Annotated in this window: 23 protein-coding genes; 12 read left to right on the forward strand and 11 right to left on the reverse strand. The window is 61.5% G+C overall.

From position 1 onward, the window contains the following. Positions 1–761: 761 nt before the first annotated feature. The 4 genes from AB8B20_RS08415 to AB8B20_RS08430 form a co-directional block, all read right to left on the reverse strand. Entirely contained in the window at positions 762–1,481 is a 720-nt protein-coding gene (locus tag AB8B20_RS08415; protein ID WP_089264886.1) for an outer membrane protein, read from the reverse strand. Then, the gene (locus AB8B20_RS08420; protein ID WP_439072254.1) at positions 1,478–1,771 is read right to left on the reverse strand and encodes a hypothetical protein; all 294 of its coding nucleotides are present in this window, start codon (positions 1,769–1,771) and stop codon (positions 1,478–1,480) included. Before AB8B20_RS08420 ends, AB8B20_RS08415 begins: the two co-directional genes overlap by 4 nt. 33 nt (positions 1,772–1,804) lie before the next feature. Further along, positions 1,805–2,236 (reverse strand): hypothetical protein, encoded by a 432-nt coding sequence (locus AB8B20_RS08425; protein WP_439061759.1) that lies wholly within the window; start codon positions 2,234–2,236, stop codon positions 1,805–1,807. Positions 2,237–2,449: 213 nt separating this feature from the next. Beyond that, positions 2,450–2,734, reverse strand: a complete 285-nt coding sequence (locus AB8B20_RS08430) for a His-rich protein BRANT (RefSeq protein WP_093762066.1) — start codon at positions 2,732–2,734, stop codon at positions 2,450–2,452. A gap of 292 nt (positions 2,735–3,026) precedes the next feature. Between AB8B20_RS08430 and AB8B20_RS08435 the strand changes: the two genes are divergently transcribed. The 5 genes from AB8B20_RS08435 to AB8B20_RS08455 all read left to right on the forward strand — a co-directional run bounded on the left by AB8B20_RS08435 (position 3,027) and on the right by AB8B20_RS08455 (position 7,230). Beyond that, complete coding sequence (locus tag AB8B20_RS08435) at positions 3,027–3,587, forward strand: tetratricopeptide repeat protein (RefSeq protein WP_120286901.1); 561 nt, start codon at positions 3,027–3,029, stop codon at positions 3,585–3,587. Between the two features lie 115 nt (positions 3,588–3,702). After that, positions 3,703–5,091 (forward strand): serine hydrolase domain-containing protein, encoded by a 1,389-nt coding sequence (locus AB8B20_RS08440; protein ID WP_439072255.1) that lies wholly within the window; start codon positions 3,703–3,705, stop codon positions 5,089–5,091. 122 nt (positions 5,092–5,213) lie between these two features. Then, the gene (locus AB8B20_RS08445) at positions 5,214–5,993 is read left to right on the forward strand and encodes an NAD kinase (RefSeq protein ID WP_093762060.1); all 780 of its coding nucleotides are present in this window, start codon (positions 5,214–5,216) and stop codon (positions 5,991–5,993) included. An 87-nt stretch (positions 5,994–6,080) separates the two neighbouring features. Beyond that, positions 6,081–6,626 carry a response regulator gene (locus tag AB8B20_RS08450; RefSeq protein WP_068731951.1) on the forward strand — a complete coding sequence of 182 codons (546 nt, stop codon included), beginning with the start codon at positions 6,081–6,083 and terminating at the stop codon, positions 6,624–6,626. A 22-nt stretch (positions 6,627–6,648) separates the two neighbouring features. Continuing rightward, complete coding sequence (locus AB8B20_RS08455; RefSeq protein ID WP_231080216.1) at positions 6,649–7,230, forward strand: Hpt domain-containing protein; 582 nt, start codon at positions 6,649–6,651, stop codon at positions 7,228–7,230. A 148-nt stretch (positions 7,231–7,378) separates the two neighbouring features. Here AB8B20_RS08455 and AB8B20_RS08460 read toward each other — a convergent pair whose 3' ends face one another. Together AB8B20_RS08460 and AB8B20_RS08465 are read right to left on the reverse strand one after the other, a co-directional pair. After that, positions 7,379–8,551 carry a DUF2336 domain-containing protein gene (locus AB8B20_RS08460; RefSeq protein ID WP_439072256.1) on the reverse strand — a complete coding sequence of 391 codons (1,173 nt, stop codon included), beginning with the start codon at positions 8,549–8,551 and terminating at the stop codon, positions 7,379–7,381. A gap of 296 nt (positions 8,552–8,847) precedes the next feature. After that, positions 8,848–9,837 (reverse strand): transglycosylase SLT domain-containing protein, encoded by a 990-nt coding sequence (locus AB8B20_RS08465; RefSeq protein WP_439072257.1) that lies wholly within the window; start codon positions 9,835–9,837, stop codon positions 8,848–8,850. A gap of 227 nt (positions 9,838–10,064) precedes the next feature. Here AB8B20_RS08465 and AB8B20_RS08470 point away from each other — a divergent pair, with 227 nt between their 5' ends. After that, a complete protein-coding gene (locus tag AB8B20_RS08470) occupies positions 10,065–10,760 on the forward strand; it encodes a hypothetical protein (RefSeq protein WP_439072258.1) in 696 nt (231 codons plus the stop codon). Positions 10,761–10,778: 18 nt separating this feature from the next. Here the strand turns inward: AB8B20_RS08470 and hisI are convergent, their stop codons facing one another. Together hisI and folE are read right to left on the reverse strand one after the other, a co-directional pair. After that, positions 10,779–11,219 (reverse strand): phosphoribosyl-AMP cyclohydrolase, encoded by a 441-nt coding sequence (gene hisI, locus AB8B20_RS08475; RefSeq protein ID WP_309944859.1) that lies wholly within the window; start codon positions 11,217–11,219, stop codon positions 10,779–10,781. A gap of 103 nt (positions 11,220–11,322) precedes the next feature. Then, a complete protein-coding gene (gene folE / locus AB8B20_RS08480; RefSeq protein ID WP_089264896.1) occupies positions 11,323–12,045 on the reverse strand; it encodes a GTP cyclohydrolase I FolE in 723 nt (240 codons plus the stop codon). A gap of 487 nt (positions 12,046–12,532) precedes the next feature. Between folE and AB8B20_RS08485 the strand changes: the two genes are divergently transcribed. Together AB8B20_RS08485 and AB8B20_RS08490 are read left to right on the forward strand one after the other, a co-directional pair. After that, the gene (locus tag AB8B20_RS08485; protein WP_439072259.1) at positions 12,533–13,063 is read left to right on the forward strand and encodes a hypothetical protein; all 531 of its coding nucleotides are present in this window, start codon (positions 12,533–12,535) and stop codon (positions 13,061–13,063) included. Positions 13,064–13,319: 256 nt separating this feature from the next. Then, positions 13,320–13,784 (forward strand): iron-sulfur cluster assembly scaffold protein, encoded by a 465-nt coding sequence (locus AB8B20_RS08490; protein ID WP_439072260.1) that lies wholly within the window; start codon positions 13,320–13,322, stop codon positions 13,782–13,784. Between the two features lie 11 nt (positions 13,785–13,795). Here the strand turns inward: AB8B20_RS08490 and AB8B20_RS08495 are convergent, their stop codons facing one another. Further along, entirely contained in the window at positions 13,796–14,734 is a 939-nt protein-coding gene (locus tag AB8B20_RS08495; RefSeq protein ID WP_439073044.1) for a hypothetical protein, read from the reverse strand. A gap of 237 nt (positions 14,735–14,971) precedes the next feature. On the opposite strand from AB8B20_RS08495, the gene yidD reads away from it, so the two are divergent. Then, positions 14,972–15,310, forward strand: coding sequence for a membrane protein insertion efficiency factor YidD (yidD, locus tag AB8B20_RS08500; protein ID WP_439072261.1), 339 nt, complete (start codon positions 14,972–14,974; stop codon positions 15,308–15,310). Here the strand turns inward: yidD and AB8B20_RS08505 are convergent. Further along, complete coding sequence (locus AB8B20_RS08505; protein ID WP_439072262.1) at positions 15,307–15,678, reverse strand: DUF3574 domain-containing protein; 372 nt, start codon at positions 15,676–15,678, stop codon at positions 15,307–15,309. The genes yidD and AB8B20_RS08505 overlap by 4 nt on opposite strands. Before the next feature lie 202 nt (positions 15,679–15,880). Between AB8B20_RS08505 and AB8B20_RS08510 the strand changes: the two genes are divergently transcribed. After that, positions 15,881–16,207 carry a GrlR family regulatory protein gene (locus tag AB8B20_RS08510; protein WP_093762042.1) on the forward strand — a complete coding sequence of 109 codons (327 nt, stop codon included), beginning with the start codon at positions 15,881–15,883 and terminating at the stop codon, positions 16,205–16,207. Here the strand turns inward: AB8B20_RS08510 and AB8B20_RS08515 are convergent. After that, entirely contained in the window at positions 16,204–17,328 is a 1,125-nt protein-coding gene (locus tag AB8B20_RS08515; protein ID WP_439073045.1) for an MFS transporter, read from the reverse strand. The two genes, AB8B20_RS08510 and AB8B20_RS08515, sit on opposite strands and share 4 nt — an antisense overlap. Before the next feature lie 197 nt (positions 17,329–17,525). On the opposite strand from AB8B20_RS08515, the gene thrS reads away from it, so the two are divergent. Then, positions 17,526–19,559, forward strand: coding sequence for a threonine--tRNA ligase (gene thrS, locus AB8B20_RS08520; protein WP_439072263.1), 2,034 nt, complete (start codon positions 17,526–17,528; stop codon positions 19,557–19,559). Between the two features lie 4 nt (positions 19,560–19,563). Further along, positions 19,564–19,776, forward strand: coding sequence for a hypothetical protein (locus tag AB8B20_RS08525; protein ID WP_068731927.1), 213 nt, complete (start codon positions 19,564–19,566; stop codon positions 19,774–19,776). The last annotated feature ends 87 nt before the right edge of the window (positions 19,777–19,863 follow it).

Raw genomic sequence — 19,863 nt, forward strand, 5'->3', positions numbered from 1 at the left:
CGGCCGCGCCCCGGAATGACAATTTGTGGCCGGGGACGCGCTAAACATTTTTTCCTATCTAGTGTTGACAATATCCCGAGATGGATTATATTCCCCTTCGTCCTGCCCCACCGAGAGGGGCGATCGCGATCGTCACGTTCGCGGGGTGGGATGCGGTGGACGCCGGAGATGCGGCGTCACGCGGTTCATGGGGGACGTCTGTCTTCGGGCAGGACGGATCTGCGCCCGCACTGCCACTGGCAAGGACACGGCCGACCTTCGGATGGAAAGACCCCTGGACAGTGTGACGGACGACCAAGTCGAAACGCGTTCGGCCAAGTGCTTTGCGGCTACCCTGTCCCTCCGCCCTGGGACACTAATTTTGGTGATGGGACCGTTCGCCATGGCAGATGTGCAAGCAACCGAAAAAACACCGCATGCGGAACGCCGGGCAATCGCTCGGCGCCTCCGAAAGTCCTGATGCACACTAACCTGCGGAAGACCGCATTCGCATCAGGCCCAAGGGTGCAACGGGCACCCGGCGTTCCGCACGCCCTCTCACAAGGGGGCGGGAATGCGAAGCACGACGGCGCCCCCGCGCCGCAAACAATGGGGGCGATGACGCATGTCTGAAGCGCAGTGGCTGTTTGAAATTTGAATCCGTGACGACGTAACGCGCTATCAGCGCCACACACGCAGCGGCAGAACGACACCCCCACAAACAAAAAAGGCCGGCGTGATGCCGGCCTTTCCGTCGAAGATCGAATCGATGTCGTACTTGCTCAGTACTTGGCGACCACCGGGCCGCCCCAGCCGAAGCGATAGTTCAGACCGGCCTTGATGGTGTGCTCGTCGTTGTTGAAGCTGGTCGAGCCGCCGGGAATGGCCGTCGAGGTGATCGTGGTGTTGCCGAAGTTATAGTACTGATATTCGACCTTGCCCGACCAGTTCGGCGAGAACATGTATTCGAGACCGCCACCGACCGTGTAGCCGTCCTTCTTGTTGCCATCGATGACAGCAACCGCGGGAGCCACAGCGGCGATGGTCAGGTTGTTGTTATCCTTCCAAGCATAACCGCCCTTGGCGTAGAGCAGTGCCGGACCCCAAGTGTAACCGAGACGACCGGTGACCGAGCCGAGCTGATCGTTACCGCCGCCCGTGATGGTCGTGCCATTCGGGAAGACGAGGCTGGTATTGCTGCTCGCCAGCCAGCTGTACTGGGCTTCGACACCGACCACCCAATTGGTGGCGAACTGATAGTCGAAGCCGCCCTGCACACCGCCCATGAACCGGCCGCTATCGCCGACGAGGCTGTTGCCGTCACCGAAGGCGCCGCCGAGATGGCCGCCGATGTAGAAACCGGTCCAGTTGTAGACCAGAGCCGGCGCCGTATAGGCCGGGGCCTTGGTATAGGTCCGCGCCGGAAGGTCGGCAGCGAAGGCTGAAGACGAGATCGCGGCCACGGCAACGATGGCCGACGCGCTGAGCAAAAGCTTCTTCATGGTTGTTCCCCTGTGTTGCGTAATGACCATCGAAAAACAACGTGGCGGCAGTTTGGTTGCTTCACGGCAGGCGTTGCCACATCGATGTTTGCCGACTGCGACAAAGCAGCAACACTTTTGGATTTATTCATTTTCAGGCGGTGCGAAATGGCTTTTGGTTCAGCGCTCACGCGAACTTGATCGGGTTTTTCAGTGTCCAGATACCCACGTCGGGCTGCGGCAATCTTGTGGCGACGTTGCGGTCGGTTGAGGGCGCCAACGTCGACATTGATCGTGCTCGCATCGAGCACCGACAGCAGACCTAAAGAGCTGCCAACAACGCGCTACCGCGTCATCTTTTCCATTTCAGGGAACGGCGCGTAAGTGGCGCCGGCACAGGCCTCAGTGACATTCTCGACAATGCGATCGAGGCGCTTGTCGACATAGGATACCGCCCGCTCCTGCGGCGCTGTGTAGCGGCCGTCAAAATCCTTCGCCGTGTAGCGCACGCAACTGACATAGCGCAGGCGACCGCCAACGGTGCGTTGCACCGGCTCCGCCATCATGGCGTCACGAACGCCGACCGGATTGTTCAAATAGGTCTTGAAGAACGCCAGCAGATCGACGCGATAATTGGTCGGAAATGGCTGCGCGGCAACGCCCTGGTCATCCGTGAAGCTGATGCCACCGGCGCCGCCTCCTCCGCATGCTGCAAGCCACAGCGGCAACAGCACCGCTGCTGCCTGTTTCGCCGATATCCCCAAATGCCGTCTCATCCGTCGTGCCGTCTCAATTACGCAGGCGTGTCCCCGTCATGCCTGTCCTAGACGGTTCGCCCGGGAATTGGAATTCGCATCTCGGTGACGGACACGAACCAGCCTGCTGCACCTCAGGGATGTTATGCATCCCAGGGGATAGGCGCAGCAGGCCGGCCGTTGAAACTCCGCGATTGCGGCTGGGCAATATGAGGCCGCGACCGCGGAGCCCCCTCAGCCGCGCTTGTGCGCGACTGTGGTCTGGATGGCGGTGTGCTTGTGAACTTTGTGAACGCTCATCTTCTTGTGGAAGCGATGATGAGGACGGGCATGGCGGTGATGATGGCGGACCATTTTCGCATTTGCGTTCAGCACGCCGGGCTTGGCCTGCACCTTGTTATCGGCCGACGTCACCGGCTTGGTGATCGGCGCCGGCGTGGTCTTGGCGATACCGGCAGCCATCGCGGGAGCGGCAAGCATGGAAACTACGATCAACGCGGTGGAAATTTTCTTCAACATGGTCGTCTCCTGTCGGTCTCGATCACGAAGTTGACCGGTCGGTTGGCCGGGCTTGTCGATCAATGCAGTCAGACTAGCGACGCTGCGCTGAACCCACTCTGAGGAAGCCGGACAGGCTTCGTTCATCTCGGTGACATCCTCGTCATGATCGGCTGGGTCAGGCGTCCTGCCCCAAGTCTGCTGCCACAAGTCTGCTCCCATGCCGGCAAAGGCGGGAATGAACACCCACGCCCGGTGTTCACAACCTGAGACTTCCGTGTCAGATTATTGCTGTTGCAAACAGGAGCGCTGCATGACCCACCTCGCGATCAGGCTGACGACGCTGGCAATGTTTTCCGTGGCCGTTGCCGCCACGCCCTTCATGACCTCGGCCTATGCCGCAGGCGGCGATACGCCTTCCGCACCGCCGGCGTCCGACACCAAGGGCACCAAGGACAAGAAGAAGAAAACCGAGACCAGGAATCCGAACAGCGAGAATACCGCGTTCCTCGCCAATTATCGCGCGGCCTATGCCACGGTCTATGACAAGCAGGACTACACGGCCGCCATCGCGCAGCTCAAGGCGCTCGGCCAGGACGACCGCGCCGATGTCGCCAATCTGATCGGTTACTCCTATCGCAAGCTCGGCGACTACAAGGTCTCGCAGATCTGGTACGAGCGCGCGCTGAAGGCCGACCCCGCCCATGTCCGCACCTGGCAGTATTACGGCTTGTGGCAGGTCGAACAGGGCAACCGCGATCAGGCGCAGTATCATCTCAACAAGATTGCTTCGCTGAGCGGCAAGGACTCCGCCGAATATAAATCGCTCGCTGCTGCGCTGGACAAGGCGCCCGGCTCCGGTCCCACCTACTGATCCCATTCGCGGATCAGTCAGCCGGTGCAATCCTTCGGATTGTGCCGGCTTTGTTATGGCTGAGAGATCTGTTCATATTCGCGGGTGCGACGCTCTCCTCACATTGAGACCTCTGATGGATCCCTGGCTGAAGCCCGCGCTCGACTACATCCACGACTGGCTCTCATTCCAGATGGCAACGACGCAGCAACCCGGCTGCCTCGTGGCCATCGCGCATCGCGGCAAGATCGTCGCTGAATATGCCTTCGGTCACGCCGACCTCGCGACCGGCGAGAAGCTGACGCCGCGGCATCGCTTCCGGATCGCCTCGCATTCGAAAAGCTTCACATCTGCCGGACTGATGAAGCTCCGCGAGCAACGCAAATTGCGCCTCGACGATCCCGTTGGCGACCATGTGAAAGGCCTGCATCCGCAGGTCGCTGCAACGACTATCGGACAATTACTGTCGCATAGCGCCGGCCTCACGCGCGACGGCGTCGATGCCGGGCAGTTCATCGACAGCCGCCCCTATCTCGACAAGAAGGAGCTATTGTCCGAGCTGCAGCAACCGCCCGCGATTGCGCCCGGCACGCGGCTGAAATATTCCAACCATGGCTTTGGCCTGCTCGGCCTCGTCATCGAAGCTGTCACCGGCGAGCCCTATCGCGACTGGATCAGGCGCGAGATCATTGATGCGGTCGGCCTGCGCGAGACCCAGCCCGACATGCCGCTGGCAAAGGGCGCGCCCCTCGCACAAGGTCATACGCCGCGGCTTCCGCTCGACCGCCGTCTGGTCATTCCCGGCGACACGCCGTGCCACGCCATCACGCCTGCTGCGGGCTTCGTCAGCACCGCAGCCGACGTCGCGCGCTTCTTCGCGCAGCTTGCACCCAATGCAAAGCACAGCGTGCTGTCTGCGGCGGGCCGGCGTGAGATGACGCGGCGGCACTGGCGCAATCCGCACGCAACTATCGAGAGCTATTACGGCCTCGGCACCATGAACGGCACCACCGCCGGCTGGGACTGGTTCGGCCACAATGGCGGATTTCATGGCTATATCTCGCGCACCGCCGCGATCCCGGCCTGCGAGCTGACGATCTCGGTTTTCACCAATGCCACCGACGGCTGGGCGCCCATCTGGGTTGATGGCGCCATGCATATCCTGCGCGCATTCGCCCAGCGCGGCGCGCCGCAAAAGCGCGTCCGCGACTGGACGGGACGCATGTGGACCTCATGGAGCGCGTTTGATCTGGTGCCCATCGGAGACCGGGTGCTGGTCGCCACGCCTCAGGCGATCAATCCCTTCATGGACGTCGCAGAGATCGAGGTGACCGGCAAGGACAAGGGCACGATCGCCGCGGCCGCGGGTTATTCCAGTTATGGGGAAGCAGTCCGGAGGGTCCGTGGCAAGACCGGGAAAGTGACCGAGGTTTGGCTCGCCGGCAGCAAATTAAGGCCCGAAAAGGCGGTCGCGGAGGAGCTGACCCGCAAATATGGAGCAACCGGGCGCCGCTCGCCCCGTTAACGATGCGGCGCTCCCTGCAGCCCGGCCGTCTCAAAGACCTGCTATCCTTTCGCTCGACAAGCCCCAGCGAGGTCGGCTAGACGACCCCGCGCAATCACGCAGCATGAGCCGGCGATCCCCTGATGAACCCGTCCAAGCGCTATGACCGGATCGCCTTCGTGGCCAGTACCAGCGGTGAAGCGCAGGCAGCGCTCGACCAACTGACGCAGCTCTATGGCAATGCCGATCCGGAAACCGCCGATATCATCGTAGCCCTCGGCGGCGACGGGTTGATGCTGAAGACGCTGCACGACTTCATGCGCACGGGCAAACCGATCTACGGCATGCATCGCGGCACCGTCGGTTTCCTGATGAACGAGTTCTCGACGCTCGATCTGCATGCGCGCCTCACCGCGGCGCGCGAGACGCTGATCAACCCGCTGCTGATGCGCGCCACGGACGTCCATGGCGGCGTGCACATCCATCACGCCATCAACGAGGTCTCGCTGTTTCGCCAGACGCATCAATTGGCGCGCCTGCGCATCCTCATCGATGAACGCGAACGGATGGCCGAACTTGCCGCCGATGGCATCCTCGTGGCGACGCCGGCCGGCTCGACCGCCTATAACCTGTCGGCGCAGGGTCCGATCCTGCCGATCAATGCCGCGCTGCTGGCGCTGACGCCGATCAGCGCGTTCCGCCCACGGCGCTGGCGCGGCGCACTACTTCCCAATACGGCGATCGTCGCGATCGAGGTGCTGGAAGGCGAAAAACGCCCGGTGGCCGCCGTCGCCGACAACGAGGAAGCCCGCGACGTCCGGCGGGTCGAAATCATCTCCGACAAGTCGATCTCGATGCGCATGATGTTCGACCCCGGCCACAGCCTGGAAGAACGCATCCTGAGCGAACAGTTCGGATATTGAGGCGCCTGCCCGCCTCAACCATTCGTTAAGACGCGGCGCGGTATGGTTAACATCGGGTAACGGTCCCAGCCCGGTTCGAGCCGCATCATGTTCCGTATCGACTTCAACAAGCTGCGTTTTCTGGTCTGCGACGACAATCCGCACATGCGGCGCATCCTGCGCACGCTGCTGCATTCGTTCGGCGCCCGCGAAGTCTACGAAGCCGAGGACGGCGCCACGGCGCTGGAAATGTACAGCCACTACGTGCCTGACATCGTGATCGCCGACTGGGCGATGCCGATTTTCGACGGGCTGGAACTGGCGCAGATGATCCGTCAGCCGGATTCCAAGGGCAATCCCTACGCGCCGATCATCATGCTGACCGGCCACTCCGAGAAGCGTCGCATCACCATGGCGCGCGATGCCGGCGTCACCGAATTTCTGGCCAAGCCGATTTCGGCCAAGGGCCTCTATCTGCGCATCATGAGCGTGGTCGCGCATCCCCGCCCCTTCATCAAGACGAAGAACTATTTCGGGCCCGACCGCCGCCGCAACACCACCGTCGCCTATATCGGACCGGAACGCCGCAATGGCGGTGAAGCCGAGGTTCTGCAGCAGCCGTCGCTGCTGGATAAAGCCCGTGTCACTGGCTAGCGCAATGTTCGGAGAAACGACCATGGCCAAGAACAAAGCGCCGGCGCCGCCGAAGGTGCAGGCTTTCGCCGATCACCAGGTCATCACGCCGCCGAACACACTGAAGCACGCGATCCGCCGCGTGATCGATCGCGAGCTCGACGATCCCGTCGCGCGCGCCGAACAGGCTCTGGCCAATCTCTCCGGCGAGTTCAAGACCTGGATGCGCAGCGAATGCGACCGCCTTGCCGCAGCACATGCCGCGATCCTGAAGAAGGGCTTCGATACGCACACTCGCGGCGAGCTGTTTCGCGCCGCTCACGACATCAAGGGCGACGCCTCGACCTTCGGCTTTCCTGCCGCTGGCGTCGCCGCCGAAAGCCTGTGCCGGATTCTCGAACACGCCCCCGATCTCGATGCGGTGCCGGCGGATCTGATCCAGCACCATATCGATGCGATCCAGGCCATCGTGCGCGAACACAACACCATCGAGAAGGCCGGCGTAGCCAACGAACTCAGCGCCCGCCTGCGTGCCGTCGCGGACGACTATCTGACGCTGGTCAATCGCGATCGGCCGGATCATCTTGAGATGATCTCGGCGCCGAGCATCGTGCCGAAGGAATAGCGTCGCTCCGCAATTTCGTCTGACGCGATCGAAACACTCTCCACGTCATGGCCGGGCTTGACCCGGCCATCCATCTGTTGAAATGCGCTGATGTCGAACGATGGATGCCCGGCTCAAGGCCGGGCATGACGACTGAGATATTCGACGCTTACGCCGCGATCAGCTGATACTCGTCGCGCGCATTCGCCTGTTCGGCCAGTTCATCGCAGAACACCCGCGCTTCCTCGCGAGCCGATTCCGTTGCGAAACGCCGCAGCAGGATCAGCAGTGGCTCGGACGCCGCTTCATCGGTCTCGCACACCGTCAACACCCGCTCGACCATGCGACGGCGCAGCCGCACGGCGCCACCAACGGAGCCGATGAAACCGATTTCATTGCGCGCAGCCAGCGCGGCGCGGAAGGCAGGGAATGCCGACTCCGGCAGGCCTGCGCGAGCAAGCAATGCGTTCAGCCCGGCACCGACGCCGTCATAGACCAGCGCGGCCACGCGGCTCTGCGGCAGGCCGGACAGCTCCACCAGCGCCTGGTCGAACAGGTCGAGATTACCGGACAGCAGGGCACGGAGGATCAGTCCGACGGTCAACTGCCCGGCTTCGCGCAAGTGATGCACGAGATCGCGCATCTCGTCGCCGCGCGAACGCGAGGCAATGTTGACCGTGGAGCGCGCCATCGCCTCGTCGGCAATGCGCTCGGCACGATCCGGCGACAGCCAGTTCCGTGCAACGACGAAGCGGGTCAGTGTTTCGGAGAGCTTGGCCACCAGTGCGAGGCGCGTCGTGGCTGGCAAGTCGCCAAGGGCCAGCATCGCTTCGCGGATGGCTGCGAGATGACCGTGACGCTCGACGATACGGTCCCAGGAGAATTGCGCCAGTTCGGCATATGGATTTTCAATCAGCTCGAGCGCTGCAGCGGCAGAGCCGACTTCGGCAATGGCGGCGCAGATCGAAATCGGCAGATTGATGCGGCGCGCGACCGCGCATTGCAGTTCGCTGTTCCCCGTCGCGACGATGTCGACCAGATCGGCATCGATCAGCAGCGGCGAATGTTCGAGCACTGGAAGCGACACACAGGGCTGATCCACCGACAGCGCCTGCACGATGGCCGGGGGCGCCGACGGCGCGCGGGCAAAAACCTGCGCCATGGCCTGGCGCACCAGCGGCGATGCGTCATCGAGCAGCATCAGCAGCGCGCCTTCGGCGGCGGCACGGTCGTCGTCTGAAAGATCAGAAAAAATCCAGGCCCGCGCCAAAGAGCGCGTTGCCTCTGCCCGCTCGCTGGCTGGAGCGGTCCGTACCCAACTGATGAACTGCCGAACAATCATGGTTCTGCCAGCCTACGCAACAAGATCAACACCGAAACGCGATGCCACTGTCAGAGAAAATAAACCATCCCACTTAACAAACGGTTCACCATAAGCTTATGGGTTTGTTGAGGTTTTATTAAGGGATCGGACACGCGGGGAAATCTGTGGCTCCCGGTGAATATCACACACTCCGCGCTCATCCTGAGGAGCGCGCCCTTGCGCGCGTCTCGAAGGATGGCCGCTAGCGGCGATGCCTGCCAACAGCTCATAGTTCGAGACGGCGCTGCGCGCCTCCTCACCATGAGGGGACGGAGCTAACTACTAAAAGTCCCGGCGCGATCGCTGAACAGATCGAGCGGCTTGGGCACGCCGACTTCAGGTGCCTTCGGCAGCGACGTGGACGTCAGTGACGTGCGGTTGCCCCACAATTCCTGCACGGCCGGCGACACAGGTTGCGCACGATCACCGCCCTGGAACAGCGACCGGAAAATCGGCTGTTCCTGCACGGCCGTCGACGACTGATCGGATGCAAAGCTTGCGACCTGCGCCGTGCTCAGATCCGGGAAGCGCGACAGGAACGTCGCATTGCTGGACGGCGTCAGTGGCGAGACTGCCTGCGCCGTCACCACACCCGCGGATGCCATCGCCGTCCGCGTCGCCGTGGAATTCGCAGCACTGTCATAACGCGCCGACAGCACCGAATAGACCTGCGACACGCTGCGCGCGCTGCCGCTCTGATCGTAGAAGATTGGCCGATTCGCTGCGGCGGCATTCGGAAACAGTGCAGCGCCCGATGCGCTCGGATTGTTCGCCGCATTGTTGATCAGCTTGGAGGCGCCGCTGACGCCCATGAAATGCGCCATGTATAGTTCGGAGTCGCTGGGACGGCGCCCGATCTCGCCCGTGAGCTTGAAACTGTTGGACTGCGTCAGCACGCCGGCCATCGCTGAACTCGCGACGGGATCGTCACGCAGTTTCAGGATCTCGCCCTTCGCAGCCGGATCGCTCACCGAATAACTTCCCGACGGCGACTTGGTGATGGCGTCGGCATATTTGCCGTAGCCGAGCTGCGTGCCGGCTTCCTTCACGGTGCCGAGCCAGGTCTGCTCGATGAACTGGAACAGGCCCTTGGCCGAGGATGTCGAAGCCGTGGCCGAGGGATTGAAATTGGATTCCATCTTGGCGGTGGCGAGCAGATATTCGAAGCTCGTGCCCGTGGTGCCGGCAGCATTCTTGATCGCGCCGGTCACCTGACTGCGCGTTGACGAGAGTGCTGATGCGAGGTTGGTCGCGTCGACCGCCATAGTGTTGTGCCCCGCTGCCGCGACATGACTACCGGGAATCGCGCCCTGCCAGCCGTGCGGAAGCCGCGGACACAGTGGGACATTCATGGTTAACGAAACGCTAAGGCGGTTTTGGCGCCCAACACCTCCATCCTTGGTTGCATATTTTACAGAGCATTAACGCGAGGGTGTTTCCGTATGTGTCTGACGGAGATTCGCTCCCGTCGGCAGCGGAAATGGAGCTCACGATGGTTGCGGTCGCAAATGGCGCAAACGCGCATTCGACGTCGACCCAACCGTGGGACAAAGCGGCCCCCGCCGCCGTTGCGCCCGCCAAGCCATCCGTCTCATCCGACAAGCCTGCATCTGCGCCGACAGCCCCTGCCGCCTTCGTATCGCTGTCAGACCGCGCCAAGGCGATCATCGAAAAGGCCAAGGCCGATCAGGCCGCGACTGAAGGACTCACCGATACGTTCGACGAAATGCTGACGAAGCGGACCGACGCCCTGGCCGACCGCCTCTCCAAAGCGTTCGAGAAAATGAACATCCCGCCGGAATATGCGACCCACATGAAGGTCGACAAATTCGGCAACGTGACTGCCGAAGGCCCCTGGAAAGCCAAGATCGAGAAGATGTTTAGCGACGATCCGGCGCTTGCCAAGGAGATGAAGGAAGTTTCGGGCCTGAATGCCCTGAAGGCCGCGCAAGCTTCGCTCGATCTCTACAACGAGCAGAAAAAATCGACCAATAGCGAAGCGAAACAGGCGGAAGCCTGGAAGAACTACAATATCCGTTCGATGAACATCCAGACCCTGTCTGGCGTCATGACCATGAAGGACGGCAAACTGCGGTCGGCGGCCGTCGATTACATGGACATGATCGCGGATCCGACCGGCATCAGCGCCGCCGAATCCCGGCAGGATTTCGCCAGCCGGCTGGCGTAACCTGAGATCAGAGCCAGTTCAGCTTCCGTAGACCGACGCCGGATCGAACACCTTGTCCGCATCGATGAACGAGACCTTCGCTGCCCCAGCCTCGCCCTTGGTGATCGCGCGGTAGAAACATGAGCGACGGCCGGTGTGGCAGGCGGCTCCGCCGATCTGCTCGACCTTGATCCAGATCGCATCCTGGTCGCAATCCATCCGCATCTCGACCACGCGCTGGGTCTTGCCCGAGCTCTCGCCCTTGCGCCATAGCGCTTTGCGCGAACGGCTGTAATACCAGGCATCGCCGGTTTCGATAGTGTTGCGCAGCGCCTCTTCATTCATATGCGCCACCATCAACACGTCGCCATTCGCCACGTCGGTCGTCACGACGGTAACGAGACCGGCAGCGTCGAATTTCGGCGTGAGCACGAGGCCTTCTTCGAGATCATGGCTGTGCGCGTGCGATGTATTGGACACGGGAAAATCTCTCGCTGTGGTCGTCAAACGAAAATCGGGCGCCTGATGCGCCCGACACTCTAGCAACAAATCGCGATCGTCGCGCGATCAGCGCGACAATCGTTTAACGAGACATGGACTGGATCATCGACATGAACCGCGCCTGCTCGGCAGGATTGTCGCGGAAATTGCCGGTGAAACGCGTGGTGAAAGTGCGCGAGCCTTCCTTGCGGATGCCGCGGGCCGACATGCAGGTGTGCTCGGCTTCAACCATCACGGCAACGCCGCGCGGCTTCAGCACTTCATCGACCGCGGCAGCAAGCTGCGCGGTCAGATGCTCCTGGGTCTGCAGCCGATGGCCAAAGATATCCACGAGACGCGCGAGCTTGGAGAGACCGACGACGCGCTCCACCGGCGTATAGGCAATATGCGCCTTGCCGTAGAACGGCATCATGTGATGCTCGCAATGGGAGACGAAGGCCATGTCGCGGATCAGCACGAAATCGTCATAGCCTGCGGTCTCGCCGAAGGTTCGATTCAGAACCTCGGCCGGGCACTGATGATAGCCCTGGAACAGCTCGTCATAGGCCTCGACCACGCGTCGCGGGGTGTCCATGAGGCCTTCGCGCTGCGGATTCTCGCCGATATAGGCGAGCAACGTCTGCACGGCCTGCTCTGCCTCGGCGCGCGAGGGCCGCAGCTGGTCGGGATTAACCGCCGCAGCCAGAAATTCGGCGGGATCGAGCTCCGCCGGCCGGAATTCCTGCACTTTGCTCTCGGCAGATCTGACTTCAGAAGATTTGCCATCCGGGGATTTGCCGCGAAGCGGCTTGATCACAGCGTCCATCTTTACTCCGTTCGACCGGCCCCACGGGAGGCCGGAGTGTCACCGGGCAGACGGGGCGGCAAGGCCGCCGGACGCCTGAGTCCGTCAATAAAACATCGTCTTGCGACAATAACACCGAGGCCGCCGAACTGAATTCTCAAATTCCGGCGATCTGGAGAACGCCCGGCGCTCTGTTCGCCGGGCTCCGCCCTATATAGTGGACCATTGCGACTGTTGCCAGCCATCAGGCTACCCACTCATCACATTTAAATCGTTGGTCTTTTTCCTATTATTCCCAGCACGCCATTCAAGGGCAATGCGGGCAGTTCCCATGTGAGCCTAGGGTGATGACCCGATACTTCAGAACGGCACGGAGGAACAATCTTGGCAGCGCGCATCGCGTCAAACAGCTCCCCGCGCGACTCTTTTGGAGGACGCTGGTTCGGAGGGAGGTGCGAGAAACAGCGCGAACGATCCGTAACCCAGGCATTGGTTGGAGGAAAAGGCGATGGCGGCATCCTGCAAGTATGAAATCAGCATTCTGAAACACGACGAGCAAGAAATCGTTCTTGCTACTCATCATCCCGCCATCGGCGAATTAACGCGCGACAAGCTGGAGAGCCTTCGTTCGAGGCTACAGGATTTTCATAGCAAGGAGCACACCCTAGCGCGGCATCGACAGCGCGAAGCAAGAGGAAAAGCCGAACCGAGGGGCAGCAGCTTTTCGGGAACAGCCGAGCATGCAACTCAGCGCAAGCAAGTCTTCGTTGCCGCTATGAAACGCGTTAGCAAGGAGCTAAGGCGCCTGCAGAACTTCGAAGCGAAAAAGGAACTTGGAGAGGCCGCCAGGCGCGCATTGGCCCTGCGACGCGCACAGCAATTCTCGCGACCTCAGAATGATCTTCGCCCCGGTGAAGGAATGCGCTCCATCCCGAGTCGGCGCCGGAATATCAAGATCCCTCCTTCGCGGATTGGAAGTGTGTCGCAGGCGAACAAGCGTGCGCAGGCTCGGCGAGACGTCAGTCGCGGAAGCGATTGAGCGGCGCAGAGGGATCCGGAATTCTCTATCGGCGTGCCTTCTTTCTGAAGATGTTGGGCGGTCGCTAGAGTGTCCCTACATGAACGAGACGGCTGCGACGCGCAAAATCCGTGCGTCGCCAAAAACATAGCTGCTCACAGACCATTGAAACTGCTGATCTTTTATTTCATGGAATGGACGCTATATAGAGTCCAGATTCCTCGCGCGCCAAAGACGTGATCCCGGTGACCGATGGCACAGTTAAGGTCCGAACCAGATGCTGAACGACATCTATAACAAGCGCATCATCGAGCTCGCCGGTAACATTCCCCGGCTGGGCCGCCTCCCTGCCCCCGATGCGTCAGCCACCGCCCATTCCAAGCTCTGCGGATCGACCGTGAAGATCGACCTCATGATGGATGCCGATGTGGTCACCAACTTCGCCCATGACGTGAAGGCCTGCGCACTTGGCCAGGCCTCGTCATCGATCATGGCGAGCCATGTGGTCGGCTCGACGGCCGAAGAATTGCGTGCGCTGCGCGAGACCGTGCGCAAGATGCTGAAGGAAAACGGTGCACCGCCATCGGATGGAAAGTGGGCAGATATCGCCCTGCTCGAACCGGTGCGCGACTACAAGGCGCGCCACGCCTCGACGCTTCTCACATTCGATGCGGTCGTGGACGCCATCGGGCAGATTGAAGCCAAGTCAAACGCAGGAGCCAGCCAGTCGACGCCGGCGTGACGTCTGCGAGGCTATTTCCCTGACGGTGCCGATACGACGCCGCCAGTCGGCACCGAAGCCTCGGCCGTCTTCGTCGACTTCGTCGAAGACACGACCGGCGCCGAAGCAACCGGGGTGTTTTCATTCTCCGGCCCGCTCACGAAACGATCCTGTACCGACTTCGGCACCAGTGATGCGACCGGCGCCTGCTGCTCGCGAGGCTCGGGCAACACATCACCGACACTATGGCTGGTGACCAGATTGGTCAGCTTCAACTCGGCTTCCGTAAGCCGATGTAGATCGTCCCACGGCGGCACGCTGAGCGACAACGACAAAAGATCGCCCGTGCCTCCCATGTCGAAGGTGTATTTGGCGAGACGGCCGATATCTCGCTCGACGATCATCAGATCATTTGCCGTATAGCTCGCAGCCTTCGGGTCGTCGGCGCGGTCGCCCATCCAGATCTGATGGACGCGCACCAGGGATTCCTCGGCCACATAGCGGGTCTTGCCCGCCAGCAGCAGGAACACGCACATAGATTCGCAATAAGCCTGCGGCACGACCGCCGGCTTCATGACGCCCGAGGACGATTGCAGGTCGACCGTGATACCGACTGTGGTGCGCAGACCAAGCTTGCGCCAGCGCCGGCCCATGGTGATGGCGTCATTGACCGAGCCGCCGCTGGAATCCAGCACCACTGTCGCGTCAGTCAGATCGCGGCCTTTGGAAAACTCGTCGAAATCCCTGACGGTGTCGCCGGTGACAATCCCCACCGCGCCGATCCAGCCACCGCAATTCGGCTCGCAGGCGACCCAGGTGAAGCGCATCGGGAGTTTGCGTTCTTCGAGAACGGCTGCAGCTTGGGCAGAGGACGCGGCCGAAGCCAGCAGGCCCGCCGCGAGTCCGGGAAGAACGATACAAAAGGCCGCGGCGCGAAACAGCGCCGAACTACCTGATCGAAGCGACCTCATACGTCCCAAGTCGGTTCCTTCCCCGCACTCTCATGAGCAATGGCAACGGCCCCAAACAACGCTCATGATTCTGTCACACGGGCGTTACGTGAAAACCTAACGGGCTTCGCCTCAGCGTCCAGTTACTTTTGCTGCACTGCATGCGATAAATTGGCAGGTGTGTCTCCAATGCATAAGTAGATGGGTTCCATGCAAAGGAACCGGGCAAAACCCGGCTGATCTGATAGCAATCCGACCATGAAACATTCATGCATGTGCCCGAACTGCGCCGGTACTATTCAACGGCTGCCGCGCAATGCCGGTCGCGGCATGATCTGGATATACCGCCACACGCTGTCTCCGCTCGTCGGATACAATTGCCGGCACCTGCCGACCTGTTCGGTCTATGGCGACGAAGCGATCGAGCGCTACGGATTGTGGGCCGGCGGCTGGATGACGCTGGCCCGGCTGCTCCGCTGCCAGCCATGGGGCACGTCGGGTATCGATAACGTGCCGGCCAAGCTGTCGCCCGATGCCCGTTGGTATACACCGTGGCGCTACGCGCGCTGGCGCGGCGTCAATGACAGCGCAAACTAGAAGCTTACGCAGACATTGCCGACCTTCGTGAGCACGGACTGCTGACTGAACTGCCGCTTATAGCTGTCCGCGATGGCAACGAGGTCGGCACGTTTCTGAGCGTCGTCGGCGAAAGTGATCAGAACGACCTTTGCCCTTTCGCGGACATCAACATTACGCACGCCGTCGCGCCACTGCCCGTCTCCATCAATGACGGTGAGACCATCGGGAAAGCGGGGTGTGATTTCCCTTGCGACGAAATTTGCAAATGCAGATTCGCTGATACCAGGCCGATCGCCAATGTTGCGGCCAAAGATCATCTCCGCAGACACCATGATGCGCGACGGCGGCAGACAGGCTTGCGGCGGCAGCCATGCACAGCCGCTCATCAGCACACTGACTGTTAATGTAGCAAGGCATGCGGAGAACAGTTGGCGTATATGTCGCGGCACACCGAACCTCAAATTATCAAAGCTATTTTTACAAAATGCCTACTGGTGGGATTGTTGAATAACATTTGATACCATAGGGTGCCGCCACTTCATCTCGCCAAATTCATCTTCACTTAACATCACTGCCCGGGGCACTCAGGTGGAAGACGGCCTATACGAAGTACATTTTCATACTATTCATGGCACCGGGACCGGCGTCGTCTATGCAATCGGCGGAAAGCTGCGCGGCGGCAACTCCGCTTTCGCCTTCATGGGCAACTATCAAAACAGAGGCGAGACTATCTCTGTCAAGGTGTCATCGAAACGCTACAACCCGGATCAGAGCTTCAAGTCGGTGTTCGGCTTTGAAGGTGTCACACTGGCATTGACCGGCCGCGTCAATGGCGACCTGCTCGATTTCGAAGGCAGTGCGCTGCAATTGCCCGGCGTGCCGTTCAAGGCGCAACTGACCCGCATCTGCGACTAAGCGACACGTCCGGACATTTTACGGCTGAACGCGATGGCCACCAGTGCCGTCGTCAGGAAACCCATGGCGACAAACCCCGACGCGTGGAAGTATCCGCCGGCGAACAGCGCGCCACCGATGCCCGATCCAATCGCCTGGCCGACATAGAGCATCGATGTATTGAGCGAGACCGACGCCGCTCCGGCCGACGGTGCCGCCATGATCAAGCGGACCTGCTGCATCGACGTGATGGCGCCGAAGCCGAGCCCCCAGATTGCGACGCCGAGCGCCATCACCGGCAGCAGGCCTGCGCCGAGCGTCCAGACCGTCATGCCGGCCAACACCAGCGATGTCGATAGAATGGAGGTTCTCAGCGGCCCCCAGCTATCGACGATCCGCGTCGCCGTCATGATGCCGAGAAAACCGCAGACGCCGTAGATCGCGAAGACGGATGCCGCTGCATCGTGCCCTGCGCCCGCGAGACGTTCGAGCAGCGGCGCCATGAAGGTGAAGATCGAGAACTGCCCGGCGATCTGCAGCATGGTGATCGACAGCAACAACAGCACGAGCCGGTTGCGCGCCAGCGACGACCATGTGCTGAGATCCACAGGCGCGCCGAACAGCCCGCGCGGAATCCGCCACACCAGCAACACGAGACTGATGCAACTCATTACGCCGACGCAGCCATAGACCTCGCGCCAGCCGAAGCGGCTGGCGATGAACGTCACCAGCGGCAGACCGACCGCAGCGGCGAGGGTCCAGCCGAGAAAGACGTAAGCGACGCTGCTGCCCCGCTTCTCCGGCGGCACCAGCATGCCGACCACGCCTTCCGCCTGCGGAGTATACGGTGCCGCAGCGATGCACATCACCAGGCGGATCGCGAGCAGCACCGCATAACTGGGCGCAAGGGCCGAAGCGAGATTGCACACGGCCACGACCGCGATGACGCCGATCAACATGTGCCGCCGCTCGATCCGGCTGGTCAGCCACGACATCAGGGGCGAGCAGATGCACAGCATCACTGCGCCGAAGGTGATCAAAAGCCCGGCTTCGCGGATCGTGACACCCAGCCCCGCCGACAGCTCGCCAAGCATCGCCGTCGGCCCCAGCAGGCCGATGCCGGTGACGAAATTGCCAATCATGAGTGCGGTGGGCGCGTAAGGGCGGGAGACTGTCAAGATATCGCATCTTATGGATGCAACTGCATGCAAGTCAAACCTGCAAGCCAAGCGTGCAAATCAGATCAGCCAGACTGGTGTTGCAACGCCCGAATCGGCTGCTATACCGCTCGTCCGCTTACCTGCGCCCGTGTGCAGGAGTGAGCCACAGGAGAGAAGACATGACAGAGAATGAAGGCTCGGGATTCAAGTTCGGCCTCGCCAACCTCACCCCCGCCGAAACCAACAATATCACCGTTACATTCCCTGACGGCGCCAAGCGCGAATTCGCCAGGGGCACGACCGGTTTCGAGATTGCCAAGGGCATCTCGCCGTCGCTGGCCAAGCGTACCGTCGCAATGGCGCTGGACGGCACCGTCTCGGATCTCTCCGATCCGATCGACGCCGACGCCAAGATCGATTTCATCAACCGCGACGACCCCCGCGCGCTGGAGCTGATCCGGCATGACGCGGCGCATGTGCTGGCCGAAGCCGTGCAGACGCTGTGGCCGGGCACCCAGGTGACCATCGGTCCGGTGATCGAGAACGGTTTCTATTACGACTTCTTCCGCAACGAGCCATTCACGCCCGAGGACTTCGGCGCGATTGAGAAGAAGATGCGCGAGATCGTCGCGCGCGACAAACCGTTCACCAAGGACGTCTGGGATCGCGAGAAGACCAAGCAGGTATTCCGCGACAAGGGCGAAGCCTTCAAGGTCGAGCTGGTCGACGCCATTCCCGGCAACGAGCCGATCAAGATCTACTACCAGGGCGACTGGTTCGACCTCTGCCGCGGCCCGCATATGACGTCGGTCGGCAAGGTCGGCAACGCCTTCAAACTGATGAAGGTGGCCGGCGCCTATTGGCGTGGCGACAGCAACAATCCGATGCTGACGCGGATCTACGGCACGGCCTTCGCCAAACAGGAAGACCTTGACGCGTACCTCAAGCAGATCGAGGAAGCGGAGAAGCGCGACCACCGTAAACTGGGTCGCGAACTCGACCTCTTCCACTTCCAGGAAGAAGGCCCGGGCGTCGTGTTCTGGCACCCCAAGGGCTGGACCATCTTCCAAGCGCTGATCGCCTATATGCGGCGTCGCCTCAATGGCGACTACAGCGAAGTCAATGCGCCGCAGATCCTCGACAAGGTCCTGTGGGAGACCTCAGGCCACTGGGAATGGTACCGCGAGAACATGTTCGCAGCGCAATCCGCTGGCGATGAGGCCGAGGACAAGCGCTGGTTCGCATTGAAGCCGATGAACTGCCCCGGCCATGTGCAGATCTTCAAGCACGGGTTGAAGAGCTATCGCGACCTGCCGCTGCGCCTTGCCGAGTTTGGCGTGGTGCATCGCTATGAGCCATCGGGCGCCATGCACGGCTTGATGCGCGTGCGCGGCTTCACCCAGGACGACGCCCATGTGTTCTGCACCGAGGCCCAACTCGCCGACGAATGTCTCAAGATCAACGACCTGATCCTGTCGACCTATTCCGACTTCGGCTTCGGCGACATCGTGGTCAAGCTGTCGACCCGGCCGGAGAAGCGGGTCGGCACCGACGAGATGTGGGATCACGCCGAGCGCGTGATGGCCACCGTGCTGTCGGTGATCGAAAGCCAGTCCGGCGGTCGCATCAAGACCGAGATCAGCCCCGGCGAAGGCGCGTTCTACGGACCGAAGTTCGAATACGTGCTGCGCGACGCCATCGGCCGCGACTGGCAGTGTGGCACTACGCAGGTCGACTTCAACCTGCCGGAGCGTTTCGGTGCGTTCTATATCGACGCCGACGGATCGAAGAAGGCGCCGGTGATGGTGCATCGCGCGATCTGCGGTTCGATGGAGCGCTTCATCGGTATCCTGATCGAGCACTTCGCCGGCAACTTCCCGCTCTGGCTGTCGCCGGTACAGGTGGTGGTCACCACGATCACCTCGGAAGGCGACGAATATGCCAAGGTCGTCGCCGCAGCCGCGCGCAAGGCTGGCCTCCGCGTCGAGATCGATCTGCGCAACGAAAAGATCAACTACAAGGTCCGCGAACACTCGCTGGCCAAGATCCCTGCCCTGCTCGTGGTCGGCAAGAAGGAAGCCGAAACCGGCCAGGTCTCGGTGCGCCGCCTCGGCAGCGACGGCCAGAAGGTCAGTTCGCTCGAGGAAGCCCTCGCCGCACTGGTCGATGAGGCGACACCGCCCGACGTGAAGCGCGCACTGGCGGAGGGCTGAGCCGATGAGCGACGATGAAGAGATCGAGATCGAAGCCTATCCGCTTCGGTCCTATCAGCTGATCGCCGATCCCAACCGGCCGGACGTGGTCGCGCTGGCATTCGAGACTGAGCGTGGCCATAGCCTCTATCTGGCCTCGCGGGCCGTGCTGGAGGATCTGGGCCGTGATCTGCTGGACCGTGCCTCCAAGATGCCGGAGCACAAAACGGTTAGCTGAGCGGATGCACGGTCACAATCCGTCTAAATCAGCAGGGCCCGCCTCGTGGCGGGCCTTTTCGCGTGGTAAGCGGTCATTCAATTCCTG

Source organism: Tardiphaga sp. 866_E4_N1_4, assembly GCF_052076075.1.
Lineage (GTDB): Bacteria > Pseudomonadota > Alphaproteobacteria > Rhizobiales > Xanthobacteraceae > Tardiphaga > Tardiphaga robiniae.